The organism is Streptomyces sp. SolWspMP-5a-2, assembly GCF_900091845.1.
GTDB lineage: Bacteria > Actinomycetota > Actinomycetes > Streptomycetales > Streptomycetaceae > Streptomyces > Streptomyces doudnae.
The window spans coordinates 1-20,783 of record NZ_FMCI01000021.1 but is presented as its reverse complement, the minus strand read 5'-3'; the positions used below and the strand labels follow the sequence as shown (position 1 = coordinate 20,783).

The window sequence follows — 20,783 nt, the reverse complement described above, 5'->3', positions numbered from 1 at the left end:
GGATCAGCCGTGTTCGGCGAGGAGCCGCTCGATGACCACGGCCACGCCGTCGTCGTTGTTGGCGACGGTCCGGCCGGAGGCCGCGGCGATCACGTCGGGGTGGGCGTTGCCCATGGCGTACGAGCGGCCCGCCCAGGTGAGCATCTCCACGTCGTTGGGCATGTCCCCGAAGGCGACGACCTCGGTGTGCGCGATACCGCGCTCGGCGCAGCTCAGGGCGAGCGTGCTGGCCTTGGAGACGCCCGGACCGCTGATCTCCAGCAGGGCGCTGGGGCTGGAGCGGGTGACGTTGGCGCGGTCGCCGATGGCGAGGCGGGCCAGGGTGAGGAAGGCGTCCGGGTCGATCGTCGGGTGGAAGGCGAGGATCTTCAGCACGGGCTCGCCCGCCCCGGGCGCGTCCGGCGCGAGCAGCTCCTCGGCCGGGGCGAGGCTGTCCGGTATCTCCAGGTGCATCTTGGGGTACGCGGGCTCCTGGTAGAAGCCGTAGGTCTGCTCGACGGCGTACACGGTGCCGGGCGCCGCGTCGCGCAGCAGCCGGACGGCGTCCAGCGCGTTCTCCCTGGCCAGGTCGCGCACCTTCACGAAGCGGTGGGCGCCGGGGCCGCCGTGCAGGTCGACGACGGCGGCGCCGTTGCCGCAGATGGCCAGGCCGTGGCCGTGCACGTGGTCGCTGACCACGTCCATCCAGCGGGCGGGGCGGCCGGTGACGAAGAAGACCTCGATGCCCACCTCCTCGGCGGCGGCGAGGGCGGCGACCGTGCGGGGGGAGACCGACTTGTCGTCCCGCAGCAGGGTGCCGTCCAGATCGGTGGCGATCAGCCGCGGCGGCAGGGCGGCGGCGGGGCTCTCGGTCTCTCGGGTCGCTGAGGTCACCCGGTCATTCTCCCGCACATGTCCGCACGACCGTGCACGAGCCCGCACAAGTGAGTGATTACCGCCCCCGGCGACGGTCCGCCGCGAGGGAGCCGCGGGGCGCCACAGCCCGCCTGCGCCCAGGAATCCCAGGCACCGACGGGCCTCCACCGGAGGGCCGACGGTCCGCACCCCACCGGAAGGACGGCGGCCCACCCACTGCCGAAAAGACGACGGCCCACCCGCCACCGAAAGGACGGCGGCCCACCCTCCCGACCGGCTTTCCCCCCCCCGGGGGGCTAGCCGCCGAGCTGGGGCAGGGCCTCCTGGGCGATCCGCTCGAAGACCTTCTCGTCGGTGGCGAAGTCCGAGTCCGGGATCGGCCAGTGGACGACGATCTCGGTGATCCCCAGCTCCCGGTACCGCCCGGCGAAGTCCACGAAGGCGTCGACCGACTCCAGCGGCCGCGCGCGCTCCGGGGTGAACCCGGTGAGCAGGACGCGCTCCGGGTCGGCGGCCTCCCGCCCGACCTCCGCGCAGGCGACGGCGAGCTTCTCGATCTGCCCGCGGACGGCCCGGAGCGACTGCTCGGGAGTGCCCTCCTCGTACAGGGCGGGGTCCCCGGTGGTCACCCACGCCTGTCCGTAGCGGGCGGCGAGCCGCATGCCGCGCGGTCCGGTCGCGGCCACCGCGAAGGGCAGCCGGGGCCGCTGCACGCAGCCGGGGATGTTGCGGGCCTCGTGGGCCGAGTAGTGGTCCCCCGCGTACGTCACCGCGTCCTCGCTCAGCAGCCGGTCGAGCAGCGGAACGAACTCGGCGAACCGGTCGGCCCGCTCCCGCGGGGTCCACGGTTCCTGGCCGAGAACGGTGGCGTCGAAGCCGGTGCCGCCCGCCCCCACGCCGAGGGTGACGCGTCCGCCGGAGATGTCGTCCAGGGAGATCAGCTCCTTGGCGAGGGTCACCGGGTGGCGGAAGTTCGGCGAGGTCACCAGCGTGCCCAGGCGCAGCCGGTCGGTGACGGCCGCGGCGGCGGTGAGGGTCGGTACGGCGCCGAACCAGGGGCCGTCCCGGAAGGTGCGCCAGGAGAGGTGGTCGTAGGTGTAGCCGGTGTGGAAGCCGAGCTGCTCCGCGCGCTGCCAGGCCGCGCGCGAGCCCTCCTGCCAGCGGCGGTAGGGGAGGATCACGGTGCTCAGACGCAGGCTCATGGTCCGAGACTATGCGGCCGACCGTGTTTCACGTGAAACACCGACCGCCGCTTGAGGCCCCCGCTCGGAGTTACCCCCGCCGTCAGGCCGCCTCCTGGAGCGACCGCCGGTAGAGGCTCCCGCCCGGAGCGACCCCCGCCGTCAGGCCGCCCCCTGGAGCGACCGCCGCTTGATGTCGTCCGCCCGGACGGCCATCGCTCGATGCCCCCGTCCGGAGCTGCCGCCGCTCGGAGGCACCTTCCGGCGATCCACGACCCCGGCCGCTGCCCCGCCCGTCAGTGCGCGGCCGGGAACCGCAGGTAGCGCGCCGGGACGGAGCGGGTGAGCCAGACGCCGTTGGCGCTGACCTGGAAGACGTGGCCGTCGCGGTGCATGGCGCCCGTGTCCACGGAGAGCACCACGGGCCGTCCGCGGCGGGCGCCCACCCGGGTCGCCGTCTCGCGGTCGGCCGAGAGGTGCACGTCGTGCCGGTCCATCGGCCGCAGCCCCTCCGCGCGGATCGCGTCCAGGTACGGCGCCACGGTGCCGTGGTACAGGTACGGCGGCGGGGTCGCACGGGCGAGTCCGAGGTCGACGTCGACGCTGTGGCCCTGGCTGGCCCGGATGCGGGTGCCCTCCACGGCGAAGCGCTGCTTGTCGTTGGTCGCGACGACGTGGTCCAGCTCCTCGCGGGTGAGACGGAACCCGCGGGACTCCACCGCCGCGAGCAGCGTGTCGATCTCGACCCAGCCGCCCTCGTCGAGGGTGAGCCCGATCCGTTCCGGCTGGTGCCGCAGATGCTTCGACAGGTACTTCGACACCTTCACGGCGCGTCGCTCGTCCATGCCCTCCAGGGTGCCGGGAGAGACGCGTGTCACGCGATCGATTTTGTCTCGGATGTTTGATCCACAGCCAAGTGCGGTTATCCACAGCTGATTTGGCGAAACTGTGGACAACTGGCCTGCCGATTCAGGGGATTTCGTCAAGATCATCTGTTCTGGCGTGACTTGCGTCAAGTCGCTCCAACGCGACTGCCCGCACCGCGCGTTCGAAGGCCGGACCGAGAAAGCCGCCGCGTGTTCCGGCCCGACCGGGCTGTCCACGGCCCGTGTTGCCCCGGTGGGACGCCGCCTCAACAACCCCCGGGCCCGCAACTCGAACCCCACCGAGCGCCCTTGGGGGCTCGTCGTCAGGAGACAGTCCGGGGCCGGGGTCGCCGTTCACCGCGAAGGGTCCAGCCTCGCCATCGCCCGCAGGGCACCCGGCGTGAAGCGCGCCATCAGCTTCGAGACGCGGGCCTCGGGGGTCACCGGGACGACCGCCTCGTTGCGCACCACCGCGCGCATGATCGCCTCCGCGACCTTCTCCGGCGGGTAGTTGCGCAGCCCGTACAGCCGCGTCGAGCGCTTCTGGAGCCGCTTCTCCTCCTCCGCGTCCGCCCCGGCGAACCGGGTGGTGGCGGTGATGCCGGTGTTGACCAGCCCCGGGCAGATCGCGCTGACCCCGATGCCGCGCCCCGCCAGCTCCGCGCGCAGGCACTCGCTGAGCATCAGCACCGCGGCTTTGGAGGTGCTGTACGCGGGCAGCAGCCGGGAGGGCTGGAACGCCGCCGCCGACGCCGTGTTGACGATGTGGCCGCCCTGCCCGCGCTCGGCCATCTGCCGCCCGAAGAGACGGCAGCCGTGGATGACACCCCAGAGGTTGACGTCCAGGACCCGGCGCCAGTCCTCCGCGCTGGTGTCGAGGAAGGAACCGGAGAGGCCGATCCCCGCGTTGTTCACCAGCACGTCCACCACGCCGTGTTCGGCGCGCACGCGCTCGGCGAACTTCTCCATGGCCGTCTCGTCGGAGACGTCCACCGTCTCGGCCCAGGCGCCGGCGGCGCCGACCAGCCGCGACAGTTCGGCGGTGCGGGCGGCCGACTCCGCGTCCCGGTCGACGGCGATCACCCGCGCGCCCGCCTCCGCGAACGCGACCGCCGTCGCCCGCCCGATACCGCTGCCCGCGCCGGTCACCAGCACCAACTGCCCGCCGAACCGCTGCCCGTTGCTCCCGGTGGGCCGCGGCTCGGGGCGCCCGGACTCCACCGAGGTGACGAAGTCCGTGATCCAGGCGGAGACCTGGTCGGGCCGGGTGCGCGGGACCCAGTGCCTGGCCGGGAGGGTACGGCGGACCAGCGCGGGCGCCCACTGCTCCAGGTCGTCGTAGAGGTGCTCCGACAGGAACGCGTCGCCCTGGGGCGTGATGAGCTGCACGGGCGCGTGCGCGTAGGCGTCGGCGCGCGGCCTGCGCAGCCGGGCGCGGACGTTGTCGCGGTACAGCCAGGCGCCGTGCGCGGCGTCCTCGGGCAGCGAGGAGGTCGGGTAGGGGCCGCCGGGCACCTTCTCGACCCGTGCCAGGATGCCGGGCCAGCGCTTGCCGAGCGGGCCGCGCCAGGCCAGTTCGGGCAGGGCGGGCGTGTGCAGCAGGTACACGTACCAGGACTTGGCGCCCTGGCCGAGGAGCTGTCCGACGCGGCGCGGGGTGGGCCTGCGCAGCCGCCGGTCGATCCAGTGCCCGAAGTGGTCGAGGGACGGCCCCGACATCGAGGTGAAGGACGCGATCCGGCCCCGGGTGCGCTCGACCGTGACGAACTCCCAGGACTGCACCGAGCCCCAGTCGTGCCCGACCAGGTGCACCGGACGGTCCGGACTGACCGCGTCGGCCACCGCCAGGAAGTCGTCGGTCAGCTTCTCCAGGGTGAACCCGCCGCGCAACGGCTTCGGCGCCGAGGAACGGCCGTGGCCGCGGACGTCGTACAGCACCACGTGGAAGCGGTCGGCCAGCCGGGCCGCCACCTCCGACCAGACCTCCTTGCTGTCCGGATAGCCGTGCACCAGCACCACCACCGGCCGCCCCGGTTCGCCCAGTTCGGCCACGCACAGCTCGATGCCGCCCGTCCGCACCCGGCGCTCCCGCGCGCCCCTCAGCACCGTCACTTCTCCTCCGCCCGGCGCCGCGGGCGCGGCGCATCGTCATCGGCCGCACGGACCGGTCCCGCACGCCCGACCCGTGCCCTACGCGTCGGTAACGTGACACCGGCGAATGTGGCAGTTGTTGGAGACGGCGTCAATAGCGCGCCGCGCGGCTGTGGATAACTCTCAGGCAGGGGATCCCTAGGGGTTCCCTACGTCTGAGGTGGGACACGAAGACGGCCCTCCGGGCTGACGACCCGGGTGGCGCGCGTCACTACCGTCGACGACGTGACTGTGATCGCGACCGAAAGCCTGAGCAAGCGGTTCCCCCGGGTGACCGCGCTTGACCGGCTCTCCGTGGCCGTCGGACCCGGTGTGACCGGGCTCGTCGGAGCCAACGGGGCCGGCAAGTCCACGTTGATCAAGATCCTGCTGGGTCTGTCCCCCGCCTCCGAGGGCCGCGCCGAAGTGCTCGGACTCGACGTGGCCACCAAGGGTCCCGCCATCCGCGAGCGGGTCGGCTACATGCCCGAGCACGACTGCCTGCCGCCCGACGTCTCGGCCACCGAGTTCGTCGTGCACATGGCCCGCATGTCGGGGCTGCCGCCGACCGCCGCCCGCGAGCGCACCGCCGACACCCTGCGCCACGTCGGCCTCTACGAGGAGCGCTACCGGCCCATCGGCGGCTACTCGACGGGCATGAAGCAGCGCGTGAAGCTCGCCCAAGCCCTGGTCCACGACCCGCAGCTGGTCTTCCTCGACGAGCCGACCAACGGCCTCGACCCGGTCGGCCGCGACGAGATGCTCGGCCTGATCCGCCGCATCCACACCGACTTCGGCATCTCCGTGCTGGTCACCTCGCACCTGCTGGGCGAGCTGGAACGCACCTGCGACCACGTCATCGTCGTCGACGGCGGCAAGCTCCTGCGCTCCAGCTCCACCACCGACTTCACCCAGATCACCACCACCCTCGCGATCGAGGTCACCGACACCGACGACCACCCCGACGGCACCCGGGCGGTGCGCGACGCGCTCCACGCGCGCGGGGTCGACACGCACGACAACAGCGGCCTCCCCGGCGCCGGGCACATCCTGCTGCTCACCGCGCCCGGCGAGGAGACGTACGACCTGGTGCGCGACGTCGTCGCGGAGCTGGGGCTCGGCCTGGTGCGCATGGAGCAGCGCAGGCACCACATCGCGGAGGTCTTCCGGGACAGCGACGAACAGCGCAAGGAGGCGGTCGGCCATGGCGGTTGAGCAGCCCACGCCCGCACCGGTACCGGTCCAGGGCGACCAGACCCGCATCCACAACATCGGCTACCGCTCCTACGACGGCCCGCGGCTCGGCCGCGCCTACGCCACCCGGTCGCTCTACTCGCAGTCCCTGCGCGGCGCCTACGGCCTCGGCCGCTCCGCGAAGTCCAAGGTGCTGCCGATGCTGCTGTTCGTGGTGATGTGCGTGCCCGCGGCCATCATGATCGCCGTCACGGTCGCCACCAAGCTGAAGGACCTGCCGGTCGACTACACCCGGTACGCGATCTTCCTCCAGGCCGTCATCAGCCTGTACATCGCCTCCCAGGCGCCCCAGGCCGTCTCGCGCGACCTGCGCTTCAAGACCGTGCCGCTGTACTTCTCCCGGCCGATCGAGACCGCCGACTACGTGCGCGCGAAGTACGCGGCGCTGGCCTCCGCGCTGTTCGTCCTCACCGCGACCCCGCTGCTCGTCCTGTACGTGGGCGCGCTGCTGGCCAAACTCGACTTCGCGGATCAGACCACGGCATTCGCACAGGGACTGGTCTCCGTGACACTGCTCTCCCTCCTGTTCGCCGGCATCGGCCTGGTCATCGCGTCGATGACACCGCGCCGCGGCTTCGGCATCGCGGCCGTCATCGCTGTGATGACGATCTCCTACGGCGCCGTCTCCACCCTCCAGGCCATCGCCTACACCCAGGACGCCACCGGCTCCGTGCCCTGGATCGGCCTCTTCTCGCCCGTCACCCTCATCGACGGCCTCCAGACCGCCTTCCTCGGCGCGAGCTCGTCGTTCCCCGGCGGGGTGGGCCCGGGACACGGCGAGGGCGCCGTCTACGTCCTGGTCGTGCTGGGCCTGATCGCCGCCTGCTACGGCCTCCTGATGCGCCGCTACCGGAAGGTCGGACTGTGACCACACTCTCCATCGACCACGTCTCGCGCTGGTTCGGCAACGTGGTCGCCGTCAACGACGTCACCATGACCATCGGACCCGGCGTCACCGGCCTCCTCGGCCCCAACGGCGCCGGGAAGTCCACCCTCATCAACATGATGGGCGGCTTCCTCGCCCCCTCCACCGGCTCCGTCACCCTCGACGGCGAGCAGGTCTGGCGCAACGAGGGGATCTACCGCCACATCGGCGTCGTCCCCGAGCGCGAGGCCATGTACGACTTCCTCACCGGGCGCGAGTTCGTCGTCGCCAACGCCGAACTGCACGGCCTCGGCGACAAGGCGGCGCAGCGGGCCCTGGCGACCGTCGAGATGGAGCACGCGCAGGACCGCAAGATCTCCACGTACTCCAAGGGCATGCGCCAGCGCGTGAAGATGGCCAGCGCCCTGGTGCACGACCCGTCGCTGCTCCTGCTCGACGAACCCTTCAACGGCATGGACCCGCGCCAGCGCATGCAGCTCATGGAACTGCTGCGCAGGATGGGCGACGAGGGCCGCACCGTGCTGTTCTCCTCGCACATCCTCGAAGAGGTCGAGCAGCTCGCCTGGCACATCGAGGTGATGGTCGCCGGACGGCACGCGGCCAGCGGCGACTTCCGCAAGATCCGCCGCCTGATGACCGACCGCCCGCACCGCTACCTGGTGCGCTCCAGCGACGACCGGGCGCTCGCCGCCGCGCTCATCGCCGACCTGTCGACGGCCGCCATCGAGGTCGACCTCGCCGAGGGCGCGCTGCGCGTCCAGGCCGTCGACTTCGGCCGCTTCACCGCGCTGCTGCCCCGGGTCGCCCGGGACCACGGCATCCGGCTGCTCACGGTGTCGCCGTCCGACGAGTCCCTCGAATCCGTCTTCTCGTACCTGGTCACGGCGTAGGAGGCCACGATGTACGACCCCACAGTCGCCCGCCTCACCTACCGGGCCCTGCTCGGCCGCCGCCGCGCCCTCATCCTGGGCGCCCTGCCGCTGCTGCTCATCGTGCTCTCCGCCGTGGTGCGCGCCATCGCCGGAGCCGACGACCAGACCGCCGCCGACCTGCTCGGCGGGCTCGCGCTCGCCACCATGGTGCCGATCATCGGCGTCATCGCGGGCACCGGCGCGATCGGTCCCGAGATCGACGACGGCTCCGTCGTCTACCTGCTCTCCAAGCCGCTGAAGCGGTCCACGATCATCTTCACCAAGCTGATCGTGGCGATCGGCGTGACGATGGTGTTCTCGGCCCTGCCGACGCTGCTCGCCGGGCTCGTCCTCAACGGCAACGGCCAGCAGATCGCCGTCGCCTACACGGTGGCCGCGCTGGTCTCCTCCATCGCCTACGCGGCGCTGTTCCTGCTGCTCGGCACGGTCTCCCGGCACGCGGTCGTCTTCGGACTGGTCTACGCGCTGGTCTGGGAGGCGCTGTTCGGTTCGCTGGTGCCCGGCGCGCGCACCCTCAGCGTCCAGCAGTGGTCGCTGGCGGTCGCCCAGAAGGTGGCCGGCGGCGACCTGGTGACCTCCGACGTCGGGCTGACCACGGCGACCGTCCTGCTGGTCGCCGTCACCGTCCTGGCCACCTGGTTCGCGGGCCACAAGCTGCGCTCGCTGACGCTGGCGGGCGAGGAGTGAGGTGTCCGTTCCCGACCGTTCTTGACGGGTTCTTCACCCTCGTAGAGGCACACTGGGCCTAGGGGACGACACGGACACGGGCGGACGACGACGGAGAGCGGGCCGGGAGGACGGGGATGGCAGACCAGGCGGACCGCCGCGACGATGACGACGGCGTCGACGGCGAGTCTCCGGACGACGTCGTGCTGGACGAGGACTTCATACGCGCCGCCGGGACGACCGAGCCGTCCGCCCGCGCCCGGATGCTCGCCGCGCGCTGGCGCACCGAGGCACCCGAACCGCAGCCCTGGCGCTCGGACGAGCCGCCCGCGGGCTGGTTCTTCAGCAAGGCCAGGCGCCGCAAGTGGCGGCGCCGGTAGGGACACGCACCGGCCGGGGCCGCCACGAAGGCGCCCCGGCCGAAGCACGCGGGGCCCGCCGAAGCACGCGGGGCCCGCCGAAGCACGCGGGGCCCGCCGAAGCACGCGGGGCCCGCCGAAGCACGCGGGGCCCGCCGAAGCACGCGGGACCCGGCCAAGCACGCGGGGCCCGCCGGGGCGTCGAGCTGGGCCGGACCCGACGGCTAGCGTCCCGTCTGTTCCAGCAGGCGTTCCAGCACGTCCGCGATGCCGTCCTCGTCGTTCGAGGCCGTCACCTCGTCGGCGACCGCGCGCAGTTCGGCGTGGGCGTTGGCCATGGCCACGCCGCGGTCGGCCCAGGCGAACATCGGGACGTCGTTGGGCATGTCGCCGAAGGCGATGGTGTCCGCTGCCTTCAGCCCCAGGCGGCGGGCCGCGAGGGAGAGCCCGGTGGCCTTGGACAGGCCCAGCGGCAGCAGTTCCACTATCCCCGCGCCCGCCATCGCGACCGTCACGAAGCCCCCGGCGGCCTGCCGGGCCGCGTCGGCCAACTCGTCGTCGGAGAGCGTCGGGTGCTGGATGTAGATCTTGTTCAGCGGGGCCGACCAGAGGTCACCCACATCGGTGAGCGGGCTCACCGGGAGCTTCCCGACCAGCGCGTACCCGGGGCCGACCAGGACCTCGCCGTCCAGGCCGTCCCGGCTCGCCGCCAGGAACAGCGGCCCGACCTCGGCCTCGATCTTGGCCAGTGCGACCCCCGCGAGCTGCCGGTCGAGCGTCACCGACGTCAGCAGCCGGTGCTCCCCCGCGTGGTAGACCTGCGCGCCCTGACCGCAGACCGCCAGGCCCTGGTAGCCGAGGTCGTCCAGGACGTGCCGGGTCCACGGGACGGCCCGGCCGGTGACGACGATGTGCGCGGCACCGGCGTCCGTCGCCGCCGCGAGGGCGTCACGGGTGCGGCCGGAGACCGTGTCGTCGGAGCGCAGCAGCGTGCCGTCGAGGTCCGTCGCGATCAGCCGGTAGGGAAGCCCGCTGGTGCTCACTTGGCCACCGGCTCCAGGACCTCGCGGCCGCCCAGGAAGGGGCGCAGCACCTCGGGCACCCGCACGGAGCCGTCGGCCTGCTGGTGGTTCTCCAGGAGGGCGACGATCGTCCGCGGGACGGCGCACAGCGTGCCGTTCAGCGTGGCCAGCGGCTTGACCTGCTTGCCGTCGCGGACCCGGATCGAGAGGCGGCGGGACTGGTACTCGGTGCAGTCCGACGTGGAGGTCAGCTCGCGGTACTTGCCCTGCGTCGGGATCCAGGCCTCGCAGTCGAACTTGCGGGCCGCCGAGGAGCCGAGGTCACCGCTGGCGACGTCGATCACCCGGAACGGCAGTTCGAGCGAGGTCAGCCACTGCTTCTCCCACTCCAGCAGCCGCTGGTGCTCGGCCTCGGAGTCCTCGGGGGAGACGTACGAGAACATCTCGACCTTGTCGAACTGGTGGACGCGGAAGATGCCGCGGGTGTCCTTGCCGTGCGATCCGGCCTCGCGGCGGAAGCAGGGGGAGAAGCCGGCGTAGCGCAGCGGCAGGCGGTCCGCCTCGATGATCTCGTCCATGTGGTACGCGGCGAGCGCCACCTCGGAGGTGCCGACCAGGTAGAGGTCGTCCTTGTCGAGGTGGTAGACGTCCTGCGCGGCCTGGCCGAGGAAGCCGGTGCCCGCCATGGACTGCGGACGGACCAGGGCCGGGGTCAGCATCGGCGTGAAGCCCGCCGCCGTCGCCTGCGCGATCGCCGCGTTGACCAGGGCCAGCTCCAGCAGGGCGCCGACGCCGGTCAGGAAGTAGAAGCGGGACCCGGAGACCTTGGCGCCGCGCTCGACGTCGATCGCGCCGAGCAGGTGGCCCAGCTCCAGGTGGTCCTTGGGCGCGAAGCCCTCCGCGTCGAAGTCGCGGATGGTGCCGTGCGTCTGGAGGGTGACGAAGTCCTCCTCGCCGCCGACCGGGACGGCCGGGTGGACGAGGTTGCCGAGCTGGAGCAGCAGCTGCTGGGTCTCCTCGTCGGCCGCGTCGCGCTCGGCGTCGGCCGCCTTGACGTCCGCCGCGAGCGTGCTCGCCCGCTTCAGCAGCTCGGCCTTCTCGTCGGCGTCGGCCTTGGGGATGAGCTTGCCGAGCGACTTCTGCTCGGCGCGCAGCTCGTCGAAGCGGAGGCCGGACGACCTGCGCCGCTCGTCGGCGGAGAGGAGGGCGTCGACGAGCGCGACGTCCTCTCCACGGGCGCGCTGGGACGCGCGCACACGGTCGGGGTCCTCACGGAGCAGGCGAAGGTCAATCACGCGGTCCAGGCTACCGGTGCGCGCTGACGCTCCACGACAGCCATTCCGAACTGTGGCTTACGTTACGTTTTGGGCGAATTACTCCACGTGTCAATAAAAGACCGCCTCGCCCCCTGGACGGGTAACCGGCCGGACATCCGGTTGACCCCGGCCGGACGGAATCCCTTGTGGGGAAGGGGACTTGGCTGCTCGTTGTCCACAGGAATCCACCGCGTCCGAAAAGTTATCCACAGGGTGTGTGGAAGATCTGTGGACACCCGAATTGATCATTCCGATTCGCGGGCGAGGGGCGCGGAATTCCCCTCCCGAACCGGAATCATCCCCTCTTTCAGGTGGAAAGGGGTCGCCCCAAAGGATGGCGAGGGGGAAACAGGTGGACGAAGGGTGAGTGAAGCGGAGATCGGCCCCTGTGGGCCCTGGGAGCCGATTTGTCGACCGAGTGGTGCTTTGTTGTCGACTTGTCCCCAGGTCGAGAAGCCCACCTGTGGATAACTCCTGTGGATAACGAAAATCTACCGGTAGGACAGGTGTGACCGGCGGGGGCCGGGTCAGAAACGACCGTCCTGCCAGCGGGCCACCCAGTCCGACGCCTCGGTGAACTCGGCGTCCGACGTCCCCGGGTGGAGCGGGCGCGCGCCGTCCACGCCGATGTCCGCGCGCGGGTAGGAACCGAGGTAGCGCACCTCGAGACAGATGCGCTTGAGCCCCCGCAGCGCGTCGGCGACCCGGCGGTCGGAGATGTGGCCCTCGGCGTCGACGCAGAAGCAGTAGTTGCCGATCCCCGCGCCGGTCGGGCGGGACTGGAGCAGCATCAGGTTGATGCCCCGGGTCGCGAACTCGCCGAGCAGGTCGCGCAGGGTGCCGGGGTGGTCGTCGCGCTGCCACAGCACGACGGAGGTCTTGTCGGCGCCGGTCGGAGCGGCGGGCCGGGCCGGACGGCCGACCAGCACGAAGCGGGTCTGGGCGTTCTCGGCGTCGTGGATGCCGGTCTCCAGGGCCGTCAGACCGTACCGGGCGGCGGCGAACTCGCCCGCGAACGCGGCGTCGTAGCGGCCCTCCTGGACCAGCCGGGCGCCGTCCGCGTTGGAGGCCGACGACTCCCACAGGGCGTCCGGCAGGTTGGCCCTGAGCCAGTTGCGGACCTGCGGCTGGGCGGCCGGGTGCGCGGTGACCGTCTTGATCCCGGACAGCTCGGTGCCGGGCCGCACCAGCAGCGCGAAGGTGATCGACAGCAGCACCTCGCGGTAGATCATCAGCGGGTCGCCCGCGACCAGTTCGTCCAGGGTGGTGGTGATGCCGCCCTCGACGGAGTTCTCGATCGGCACGAAGGCCGCCTCCGCGTCGCCGACGCGGACCGCGTCCAGCGCGGACTGCACGGACACGTACGGGATCAGCTCCCGGGTGGCCGCCTCGGGAAGCGTGCGCAGGGCGACTTCGGTGAAGGTGCCCTCGGGGCCGAGATACGCGTAGCTCGCTGGCATGGCCTCACCCTAATGGGCGCACGCCCCCACGGCTCACCGGTCTCACCGGCACCCCTCCCCCGGGTGAACCCGGGAGACGTCCCCGCCTCCGGCACCGCGCGATCCCTGTCCCCCGGCACCCCGCGGCCGCACCCGCACGGCACCCCGCCGACACGCACCCGCGAGGCCCCCGGCGCTCTCGCGGGCCCCGCCTACCCCTCCAGCAACCGCTGCCCCACGTACTCGCCCTCCGCCGCGCCGCCCGGTACCGCGAACAGGCCGCTGGCCTCGTGGCGGAGGTACTTCGAGAGGGCGTCGCCGCGGTCGAGCTTGCGCTGCACGGGGACGAAGCCGCGCAGCGGGTCGGCCTGCCAGCAGATGAACAGCAGGCCCGCGTCCGGGGCGCCGTCGTCGTCGAAGCCGTCGTGGAAGGAGAACGGCCGCCGCAGCATCGCGGCCCCGCCGTTCTGGTCCGGCCGGGTGATCCGCGCGTGGGCGTTGATCGGGACGGCCAGATCGCCCGCCGCGTCGGTCTTGTCCAGGTCCATCGCGGTCGTCTCGGTGCCGCCCGACAGCGCGGCCCCGTCCGCCTTGCGCCGCCCGACGACCCCCTCCTGGGCGGCGAGCGAGAGCTTCTCCCAGTCGTCGAGGAGCATCCGGATGCGGCGCACGACGGCGTAGGAACCGTCCGCCATCCAGGCCGGTTCGCCGGACGACGGGACGAAGATCCGCTGGTCGAAGTCGGGCTCGGACGGCTTCGGGTTGCGGGTGCCGTCGAGCTGGCCCATCAGGTTGCGGGCGGTCATCGGACGGGCGGTGGCGCCCGGCGAGCGGTTGAAGCCGTTCATCTGCCAGCGGACCCGGGCCGCGCTCCCGGCGTCCTTCTGGAGGGCGCGCAGGGCGTGGAAGGCGACCAGCGCGTCGTCGGCGCCGATCTGCACCCACAGGTCGCCGTCGCTGCGCCTGCGGTCGAGCCGGTCGGAGGAGAAGTCGGGCAGCGGGTCGAGCGCCACCGGGCGCTGTTTCTCCAGGCCGGTGGCGGCGAAGAAGGAGTGCCCGAAGCCGAAGGTGACGGTCAGCGAGGACGGCCCAGCGTCCCGGGCCACGCCCGTGTCCCCGTGGCCCGCGACCTCGCCCGCCATCAGCCGCGCGGCCGTCGCCGACCAGCGGCGCAGCAGCGCGGCCGCCGCCTTGCGGCCCCCGCCCGGGGCGAGGTCGAAGGCGACGAGGTGGCCGCTGGCCTGGAGGCCGTCGGTGATGCCGGGCTGATGTTTCCCGTGAAACATCGCGCGCCCGGAGCCCAGAGCGGTCAGCGGGACGGCCTCGGCGGGCCGGGCCGCGTACCCCACGGCGCCGCCGGCCGCGCCGAGCACGAGCCCGGTGGCGCCGGCGGTGCCGAGCAGGGTGCGCCGGGAGAGGCGCCCGCCGGGGACGGGCGGCTCCGCCGGGGCCGTCTGCTCCGCAGGGGTGCGGGTCTGCGGGAGGGACTGGTCGGGCATGGTGCGTTCAGCCGATCTGCGCGTTCTTGGAGACGGTCACCTGGTCGATGTCGGAGGTCCGTACGGTCACGGCGACCTTCCAGTCACCGGCCATCGGGATCTGTACCCCGTTCGCGGACCAGTGCCCGGTGGTGATGTGGTCCGGCGCCACGGGCAGCGGACCGATCTTCTTCGCGGTGAGGGTGAGGGCGACCTTCACCTCGGGGACGTCGAAGGCGCGGCCGTTGGGCCGTTGGACGTAGACGTGCATCTCGTTGCCGCCCACGCGCGCGGGGTCGAGGTCGACGGAGACGACGCCCTTGCCGTCCTTGCCGCCGGTGTCGAACGGCATCGTCAGGGTCAGCGCCCCCGCGGAGGGGTCCGAGGAGGAGGACGCCGAGGAGGACGCCGCCGACGCCTTGGCCGCCTTCGCGTCCTCCTCGGTGCGGCCCGGCTCGGTCTGGGTCAGGACGGTGGTGACGGCGAGCAGCACCACGGCGATCCCCGCCTCCGCCAGCACGGAGCGGCGCAGCCCGGACCGGTCGGGGTCGGCGTCCCGCTGCCGCTTCTGCCGGGCGGTGTCCACGGCGATCCGCTGCCGCGCGAGCTGAGCGGCCCGCACGGAGCCACCACCCCCGGACCCGGAGTCGGAACCGGACCCGGAGTCGGAGCCCGAGCCCGAGCCGTCAGACCCCTTGGCGCCCTTGGCTCCCTTCGCGCCCTTGGACCCCCCTGACCCCTGGGAGCCCTTGGACCCGGAACCGGCGCCGTCGGCCTCCTTCGACCCGGTCCCCTTCGACCCGGCGCCCTTGGAGCGAGTGCCCTTCGTCCCGGCCTCCGCGGCGGTCTCGGCCAGCCGTCCCGTCCACCGGCGGGAGAAGTACGCGACGCCGACGAGGACGGCGACCAGGGCGATCTTGACCAGCAGGAGCTGCCCGTACCGGGTGTCGGTGAAGGCCGACCAGGAGCCGAGCTGGCGCCACGACTGGTAGACGCCGGTCACCACGAGCGCGACGACGGCGGCGAACGCGAGCCGCGAGAAGCGGTGCACGGCGGACGCCTCGATCGGCGTCTCCGAGCGGTAGAGCGCGACCAGGAGCGCGCACAGCCCGCCCAGCCAGGCGGCCACCGCCAGCAGATGGACCACGTCGACCGGCATGGCGACGGCGGCCTGGAGCCCGGTGGAGGCGTGCTCGGCCATCGCCCAGCTCGCCGCGAGCCCGGCGGAGACCACGGCCCCGCCGACCGCGAGCCCGAACGTCAGGTCCCGCTTCTCCTCGTCCTCGCGCTTGTCGTACGCCCCGAACAGGACGGCCACGAAGAGCGCGGCGGCGGCGAGCAGCAGCAGCCGGGAGACGAGCGCGGCGCCGGTCTTGGTCTGCAGGACCTGACCGAGCAGCGTCAGGTCGAAGACGTCGGCGACCTTGCCCGAGCTGGTGTAGGAGCCGCGCAGCAGGAGCAGCAGCAGCGTGGCGACGGTGAGCGAGAGCCAGCCGGAGACGACGAGGCGCTGCACCGGACGCGATCCGGAGCCGCGCTGCCAGCAGGCGAGCACGAAGGTGGCGCCGCCGACCAGGACGATGAACCCGGCGTACGACAGATACCGTCCGAGGCCGTAGAGCCAGCCGACGACCCCGCCGCCGACCTCCTGGCCGACGTCCCTGACGGTGGTCTGCGAGGGGGCGCCGACGGAGAAGGTGTAGGCGCCCGCGACGGGGTGGCTGTCGGCGGACACCACCTGGTAGGTGACGGTGTAGGTGCCGTCGGCGAGCCCGCTGTGCAGCCGCACGGCGTAGGTGGTGCCGCTGACGTTGGCGGGCTTCCCGGTGTCGACGCGGGCGCCCTTGGGGTCGAGGACCCGCAGCGAGCCGTCGGAGAGCGCGACCTGCTCGGAGAAGGTGAGCGAGACCTGGGTGGGCGCCTTGTCGACCACCACCCCCTGGGCGGGGTCGCTGCCGGTCAGCGCGGCGTGCGCGGAGGCCGGCCCGGCTCCGGCGAGGAGCATGCCGGTGACGGCCAGGATCAGCAGCATCAGGGTCCGCACGCGGGGGGTGATGGTCTGTTTCAAGGTGGTCCCTCCCTCAGTGGCCGGTCGCCGGGTTGTACGTGGCGGGTTTCACCGGCATCTCGACCTTCACGGCGCCGGACGTGGCGAAGTGCAGTTCGACGTCGATCGTGTCGCCCTGCCGCACGGTCCGTCCCAGCTTGTCGAACATCAGATGGTTGCCGCCGCTCGCGAACACCAGCCGCCCGTGCGCGGGCACGTCGAGGCTCTTGACCTCGCGCATCGACTGCCCGACGGTCTCGTGGACGCTGACCGGTCCGGCGTCGCTGGTGACGGAGGTGAGCCGGTCGGCGGTGCCGCCCTTGTTGGCGACGGTGAGGAAACCGGCGGCCATCTCGGAGACGGGCTGCGGCACGTAGGCGGCGGTGACGGACAGTTCGGGCTTCGCGTCGTCGGCCGCGCCGCCGCACGCGGTCAGGGCGGACGCCCCGGCCAGCACGGCGGCCAGCGCCGCGGCGGACCTGCCGGGGTGCCTCACGGGTTCTCCCCCTTGACGAGCTTGGGGAGGTCCCTGGTGTAGTCGTCGACGGTGGCGTCGTCGCCGTAGAGGACGTAACCGCCGTTCGTCTTCGGGGAGAAGGCGATGACCTGGGTGCCGTGCACGGAGACCGTCTTGCCGGTCTTCTTGTCCTTGTGGGTCGGCTCGATGGAGATGCCCAGGGTGCGGGCGCCGGCCTGGATGGTGTCGAAGTCGCCGGTCAGGCCGACGATCTGCGGGTCGATCCCCTTGAGCCAGGAGCCGAGTTCGGACGGGGTGTCACGGTCCGGGTCGGTGGTGACGAACACGATCCGCAGGCTGTCCTGTTCGGCCTTCGGAAGCTGCTTCTTGGCGACCGCGAGGTTGTTCATCGTCAGCGGGCACACGTCGGGGCAGTGGGTGTAGCCGAAGTAGACGAGGGTGGGCCGGTCGGCGGTCTCCTCGCGGAGGTCGTACTTCTCGCCCTTGGTGTCGGTCAGGACGAGGTCCGGCTTCTCGAACGGCTTGTCGAGGATGGTCGCGGCCTGCCGCGAGGTGTCCTCGGAGACCACGGCGACGGGTGAGTCGCCGTCCCCGCCGCTGCCGCAGGCGGAGAGGGTCAGGGTGGCGGCGGCGAGCAGGGCGGCCGCGGCGAACGTCTTCTTGCGCATAGCGAAATGTCCCAGATGTGAGTGCTCCGTCCCGCACCGGGGTCTGGCGGACCCCGGTGCGGGACGGCTGTGGTTGGACCTCAGGCGTTGGTACGCCGACGACCGGCCAGGACGCCGTAGGCCACGCCCAGCGCGCCGACGACGATGCCCACGACGCCCAGCACGCGCGCGGTGGTGTCGCTGCCGGAGGCGGAGCTGTCGGCGGCGGCGGTCTCGGTGTCCGCGGCGGAGCCGGCGTCCTTGTCCGCGGTCTTCCCGGCGGCCGAGCCGTGGTGGCCGTCCTCGGACGCGGCGGACAGGGCGAGGACCGGGGCGGGGTTCTCCGGCTCCTCCTGGCCGTCCTCCTGGACCTCGATCCAGCGCACGACCTCCTTGTTGTCGTACGTCTGGACGGCCTTGAAGACCAGCTCGTCGGTGTCCTCGGGCAGGGTGCCCAGGGAGACGGGGAACTTCTGGAAGAAGCCGGGCTTGATGCCGTTCTTGGCGTCGGCGGTCCAGGTGACCTTGGAGACCGCCTCGCTGATCTTCTGCCCGTGCATCTCCAGCGGCTTGGCCAGCTTGGACTTGGTGACCTCGGCGGTCCACCCGGGGATGCGCTCCGGCATCACGGACGCCAGCGGGTGGTCGCTGGGGAAGGACACTTCGAGCTTGGTGGTCGAGGCGTCGTCCCGCTCGTTGGGGACCTTGAAGTCGACGACCGCGTAACCGCCCTTGGCGGCGGTGCCCTCGGGCGCCACGCTGACGTGCGCGAACGCGGGGGCGGAGAGGGCGAGGACGGCGGTGCCCGCGAGGGCGCCGGCGGCGGCGAGACGACGAGAAGCCTTCATGGATCGATGCACTCCACTTCGAGTGAGGTCAGGTGCTGGAGAGGGACACGCGCGCGGGGCCGCGGGAACGCGGGCGCGCGTGGATGCCGCACGACGGCGGCCTCTTCCGTACCGGACGGGTGGAGGGCGCGTCGCTCAGGCGGCGAGCGTGAGGAGACCGCGGGCGGCGGGCGGGCCGCGCCGGACGACGGTGTGCTGGAGCGCCGCCGTCCGCGGGGCGCGCGGCGCGTCGGTGTCGGCGCGCGGCGGGCGCGGGCCGGTCCCGGGCGGGGCGACGAGCCCGGCGCACAGGGCGCGCACCAGCGTGAGCGCCGCGCGCAGGGACCGGACGAGGGCGGCCTCGGCGACCGCGTGCGCGGAGACCGCCGACAGGGCGACGATCCGCAGCAGGGCGAGGTCACCGCGGCGCAGCAGCCATCCGGCGGCGATCGCCGCGAGGACGTGGCCGAGCAGCATCGGCAGCGACGGCAGCAGCGCGGCCGCGCCCGACGCCGTCGGGGAGAGCGCGTCCGCGGTGTGGTGGCCCGCGGTGAACGCGTCCGGGTCGAGGCGGGCGTCGGTGAGGATCCTGCGGGCCTGGGCGGGGCTGAGCGGGGCGGCGGCGCCGCCGCACACGAGCCGCGCGGCCTGTGAGACGAGCGTGGTGTCGGCGGCCGGTGAGCCCGCGGACGGCGCGGCCATCCCCGGCATCCCGGCCATGGCGCCCGACCCGGCGGTGTGCTGCCCGAGCCCGAACAGGACGTGCAGCGAGGTCTGTCCGACCGCCAGCAGCGCGGCGACGGCGGGCAGCGAGCGGGCGTGCCCGGCGAGCGGCACGGTGACCAGGAAGACGCCGAGGAAGCCCGCGAGGAGCGTCCACGGCGGGACGGTGGCGCAGGCGGCCAGGGTGTGCCCGGCGGCAGCCAGCACGACGCAGACCGCGGCGAACACCGCGGCCCTCAGTATCCGGAGGTCTCTCCCGGAGCGCGCCGTGCGGGTGCGGGGGGCAGTCATGGCGGGCTCATCATCGCACTGGGCCCACGGCCCGCACACGGCAGGTCCACAAGGTCGGCCGCGCCCCGGAACATGGTGTTCTGCCACCGGGCGCCGCACATACCCCGATTCCCCGGCCGTCACATCGGCCGTATGGGCGGTATCACGTCACCCGTGCGCTTACGGGGGGCCGCTCGCGGCAATAGGTAACGGTATGTCGAGCCGCGGCCAGGAGGCTGGAACATGAGCATCTGGTGGTCCCTCCATCTCAGGCGCGAGGCGGCGAGCGTCCCGCTGGCCCGGCGGCTGCTGCTCGGCACCATGGAGACCGCGGGCGTCGACCCGGACATCTCCTTCGACCTCTCCCTCGCGCTCACCGAGGCCTGCGCGAACGCCGTCGAGCACGGCGACGGCGGCTTCGGGACCTCGTCGGAGGCGTACCGGGTGACCGCCTACCTCGACGGCGAGAAGTGCCGGATCGAGGTGGCCGACTCGGGCCCCGGCCTCACCGCCGCCGTCCCGCTCAGGCAGCCCCGTCCGGAGGCCGAGCACGGGCGCGGCCTCTGTCTGATCCGGGAGCTGGCCGACCACGTCCACATCGGCGACAAACCGGGCCGCAGGGGCACCGTGGTGAGCTTCGACAAGATGCTGAAATGGCGGGACGACGCCCCGCTGATGGCGGTCTGACCGGTCCTCCGATCCCCCTGGGGCAGGAGGGTTTCCGGACAGGGTCCGGCCGCGCGGGCATTCACAGCTCGTTCCTCGGAACGTCTCATCCGGCTGACAGGCCGGTGTCCCTACCTTTCATGTCCATGACGGGTAACCACAGCAGCTCGACCGGCGCCGTGCGCCGCGCGATCACCGTGACCGGCCCGGCCGCGGGACTCGGCGCCGTCCCCCTCCCGACGGCATGACCGGCCGCGAGGACGAGAAGCTGGCACGGGCCGCCGTCGGCGCGCTCACCGGGCAGCTCGCCCTGGCCCCCAAGCCGGGGCTGCCCGATCCGCGCGACCTCGGCGCCCGCGCCCCGCTCCGGGACCACGGCGCGCTGCGCTGGTCGGCGAAGGCGCTCGCGCCCGGCCTCACCGCGATGGCCGCGGCCGCCCGGCGCACCGGCGAGCCGACCGCGCAACTGCGCGCGGAACTGGGCGCGATCGGCCGCTGCACCGAGCACACGGTGGGGCTGGCGGGCGGCGGCCACCGGGGCGCGCTGTGGACGCTCGGGTTCCTGGTCGCGGCCGCCGCCCTCACCCCGGGCACGACGGCGGCGGAGGTGACCGCGACCGCCCGCGGCCTCGCCGCGTTCCCCGACCGGGGCGCCCCGCGCAGACCCTCCCGGGGCTCGACGATCTCCGCGAGGTACGGCGCGGCGGGCGCCCGCGGCGAGGCCCGCGCGGGGTTCCCGCA

General features: G+C 72.8%; 20 protein-coding genes. 7 read left to right on the top strand and 13 right to left on the bottom strand.

Annotation, left to right across the window (positions count from 1 at the left end; translation table 11 throughout):
- Positions 1-3: 3 nt before the first annotated feature.
- From GA0115242_RS01095 to GA0115242_RS01080, 4 genes are all read right to left on the bottom strand, one after another.
- Positions 4-873 (bottom strand): HAD hydrolase family protein, encoded by an 870-nt coding sequence (locus GA0115242_RS01095; RefSeq protein WP_161352926.1) that lies wholly within the window; start codon positions 871-873, stop codon positions 4-6.
- Positions 874-1,151: 278 nt separating this feature from the next.
- Positions 1,152-2,057 carry an LLM class flavin-dependent oxidoreductase gene (locus tag GA0115242_RS01090; protein WP_093823496.1) on the bottom strand — a complete coding sequence of 302 codons (906 nt, stop codon included), beginning with the start codon at positions 2,055-2,057 and terminating at the stop codon, positions 1,152-1,154.
- A gap of 275 nt (positions 2,058-2,332) precedes the next feature.
- Complete coding sequence (locus GA0115242_RS01085) at positions 2,333-2,881, bottom strand: RNA 2'-phosphotransferase (protein WP_093823494.1); 549 nt, start codon at positions 2,879-2,881, stop codon at positions 2,333-2,335.
- 375 nt (positions 2,882-3,256) lie between these two features.
- The gene (locus tag GA0115242_RS01080; RefSeq protein ID WP_093823492.1) at positions 3,257-5,014 is read right to left on the bottom strand and encodes an SDR family oxidoreductase; all 1,758 of its coding nucleotides are present in this window, start codon (positions 5,012-5,014) and stop codon (positions 3,257-3,259) included.
- A 270-nt stretch (positions 5,015-5,284) separates the two neighbouring features.
- Between GA0115242_RS01080 and GA0115242_RS01075 the strand changes: the two genes are divergently transcribed.
- The 5 genes from GA0115242_RS01075 (at position 5,285) to GA0115242_RS01055 (ending at position 9,150) form a co-directional block, all read left to right on the top strand.
- Entirely contained in the window at positions 5,285-6,247 is a 963-nt protein-coding gene (locus tag GA0115242_RS01075) for an ABC transporter ATP-binding protein (RefSeq protein ID WP_093823526.1), read from the top strand.
- Complete coding sequence (locus GA0115242_RS01070) at positions 6,237-7,154, top strand: hypothetical protein (protein WP_093823491.1); 918 nt, start codon at positions 6,237-6,239, stop codon at positions 7,152-7,154. Before GA0115242_RS01075 ends, GA0115242_RS01070 begins: the two co-directional genes overlap by 11 nt.
- Positions 7,151-8,062, top strand: coding sequence for an ABC transporter ATP-binding protein (locus tag GA0115242_RS01065; RefSeq protein ID WP_093823488.1), 912 nt, complete (start codon positions 7,151-7,153; stop codon positions 8,060-8,062). The genes GA0115242_RS01070 and GA0115242_RS01065 overlap by 4 nt, the downstream gene beginning before the upstream one ends.
- Positions 8,063-8,071: 9 nt before the next feature.
- Positions 8,072-8,791 (top strand): ABC transporter permease, encoded by a 720-nt coding sequence (locus tag GA0115242_RS01060; protein ID WP_093823486.1) that lies wholly within the window; start codon positions 8,072-8,074, stop codon positions 8,789-8,791.
- Positions 8,792-8,907: 116 nt separating this feature from the next.
- Complete coding sequence (locus tag GA0115242_RS01055) at positions 8,908-9,150, top strand: SGM_3592 family protein (RefSeq protein WP_093823484.1); 243 nt, start codon at positions 8,908-8,910, stop codon at positions 9,148-9,150.
- Positions 9,151-9,353: 203 nt separating this feature from the next.
- Here GA0115242_RS01055 and GA0115242_RS01050 read toward each other — a convergent pair whose 3' ends face one another.
- From GA0115242_RS01050 to GA0115242_RS01010, 9 genes are all read right to left on the bottom strand, one after another.
- The gene (locus GA0115242_RS01050; protein ID WP_093823482.1) at positions 9,354-10,172 is read right to left on the bottom strand and encodes an HAD family hydrolase; all 819 of its coding nucleotides are present in this window, start codon (positions 10,170-10,172) and stop codon (positions 9,354-9,356) included.
- Positions 10,169-11,446, bottom strand: a complete 1,278-nt coding sequence (gene serS / locus GA0115242_RS01045) for a serine--tRNA ligase (protein ID WP_093823480.1) — start codon at positions 11,444-11,446, stop codon at positions 10,169-10,171. Before serS ends, GA0115242_RS01050 begins: the two co-directional genes overlap by 4 nt.
- A 548-nt stretch (positions 11,447-11,994) precedes the next feature.
- On the bottom strand, positions 11,995-12,927 hold the full coding sequence (pheA, locus tag GA0115242_RS01040; RefSeq protein ID WP_093823478.1) for a prephenate dehydratase: 933 nt from the start codon (positions 12,925-12,927) through the stop codon (positions 11,995-11,997).
- A 191-nt stretch (positions 12,928-13,118) separates the two neighbouring features.
- On the bottom strand, positions 13,119-14,405 hold the full coding sequence (gene efeB, locus GA0115242_RS01035; protein WP_093823476.1) for an iron uptake transporter deferrochelatase/peroxidase subunit: 1,287 nt from the start codon (positions 14,403-14,405) through the stop codon (positions 13,119-13,121).
- A gap of 7 nt (positions 14,406-14,412) precedes the next feature.
- Positions 14,413-16,452, bottom strand: a complete 2,040-nt coding sequence (locus GA0115242_RS01030; protein ID WP_093823474.1) for a copper resistance CopC/CopD family protein — start codon at positions 16,450-16,452, stop codon at positions 14,413-14,415.
- A gap of 13 nt (positions 16,453-16,465) precedes the next feature.
- Complete coding sequence (locus tag GA0115242_RS01025; protein ID WP_093823472.1) at positions 16,466-16,927, bottom strand: copper chaperone PCu(A)C; 462 nt, start codon at positions 16,925-16,927, stop codon at positions 16,466-16,468.
- Positions 16,924-17,577 (bottom strand): SCO family protein, encoded by a 654-nt coding sequence (locus GA0115242_RS01020; protein ID WP_093823470.1) that lies wholly within the window; start codon positions 17,575-17,577, stop codon positions 16,924-16,926. Before GA0115242_RS01020 ends, GA0115242_RS01025 begins: the two co-directional genes overlap by 4 nt.
- Positions 17,578-17,657: 80 nt before the next feature.
- Positions 17,658-18,404 carry a YcnI family copper-binding membrane protein gene (locus GA0115242_RS01015; protein WP_093823468.1) on the bottom strand — a complete coding sequence of 249 codons (747 nt, stop codon included), beginning with the start codon at positions 18,402-18,404 and terminating at the stop codon, positions 17,658-17,660.
- A gap of 135 nt (positions 18,405-18,539) precedes the next feature.
- Positions 18,540-19,397 (bottom strand): hypothetical protein, encoded by an 858-nt coding sequence (locus tag GA0115242_RS01010; protein ID WP_093823466.1) that lies wholly within the window; start codon positions 19,395-19,397, stop codon positions 18,540-18,542.
- A 222-nt stretch (positions 19,398-19,619) separates the two neighbouring features.
- Here GA0115242_RS01010 and GA0115242_RS01005 point away from each other — a divergent pair, with 222 nt between their 5' ends.
- Together GA0115242_RS01005 and GA0115242_RS01000 are read left to right on the top strand one after the other, a co-directional pair.
- Positions 19,620-20,063, top strand: coding sequence for an ATP-binding protein (locus GA0115242_RS01005; protein ID WP_093823464.1), 444 nt, complete (start codon positions 19,620-19,622; stop codon positions 20,061-20,063).
- Positions 20,064-20,286: 223 nt separating this feature from the next.
- The coding region (locus tag GA0115242_RS01000; protein ID WP_176729715.1) for a triphosphoribosyl-dephospho-CoA synthase at positions 20,287-20,783 on the top strand (497 nt) is incomplete at its 3' end.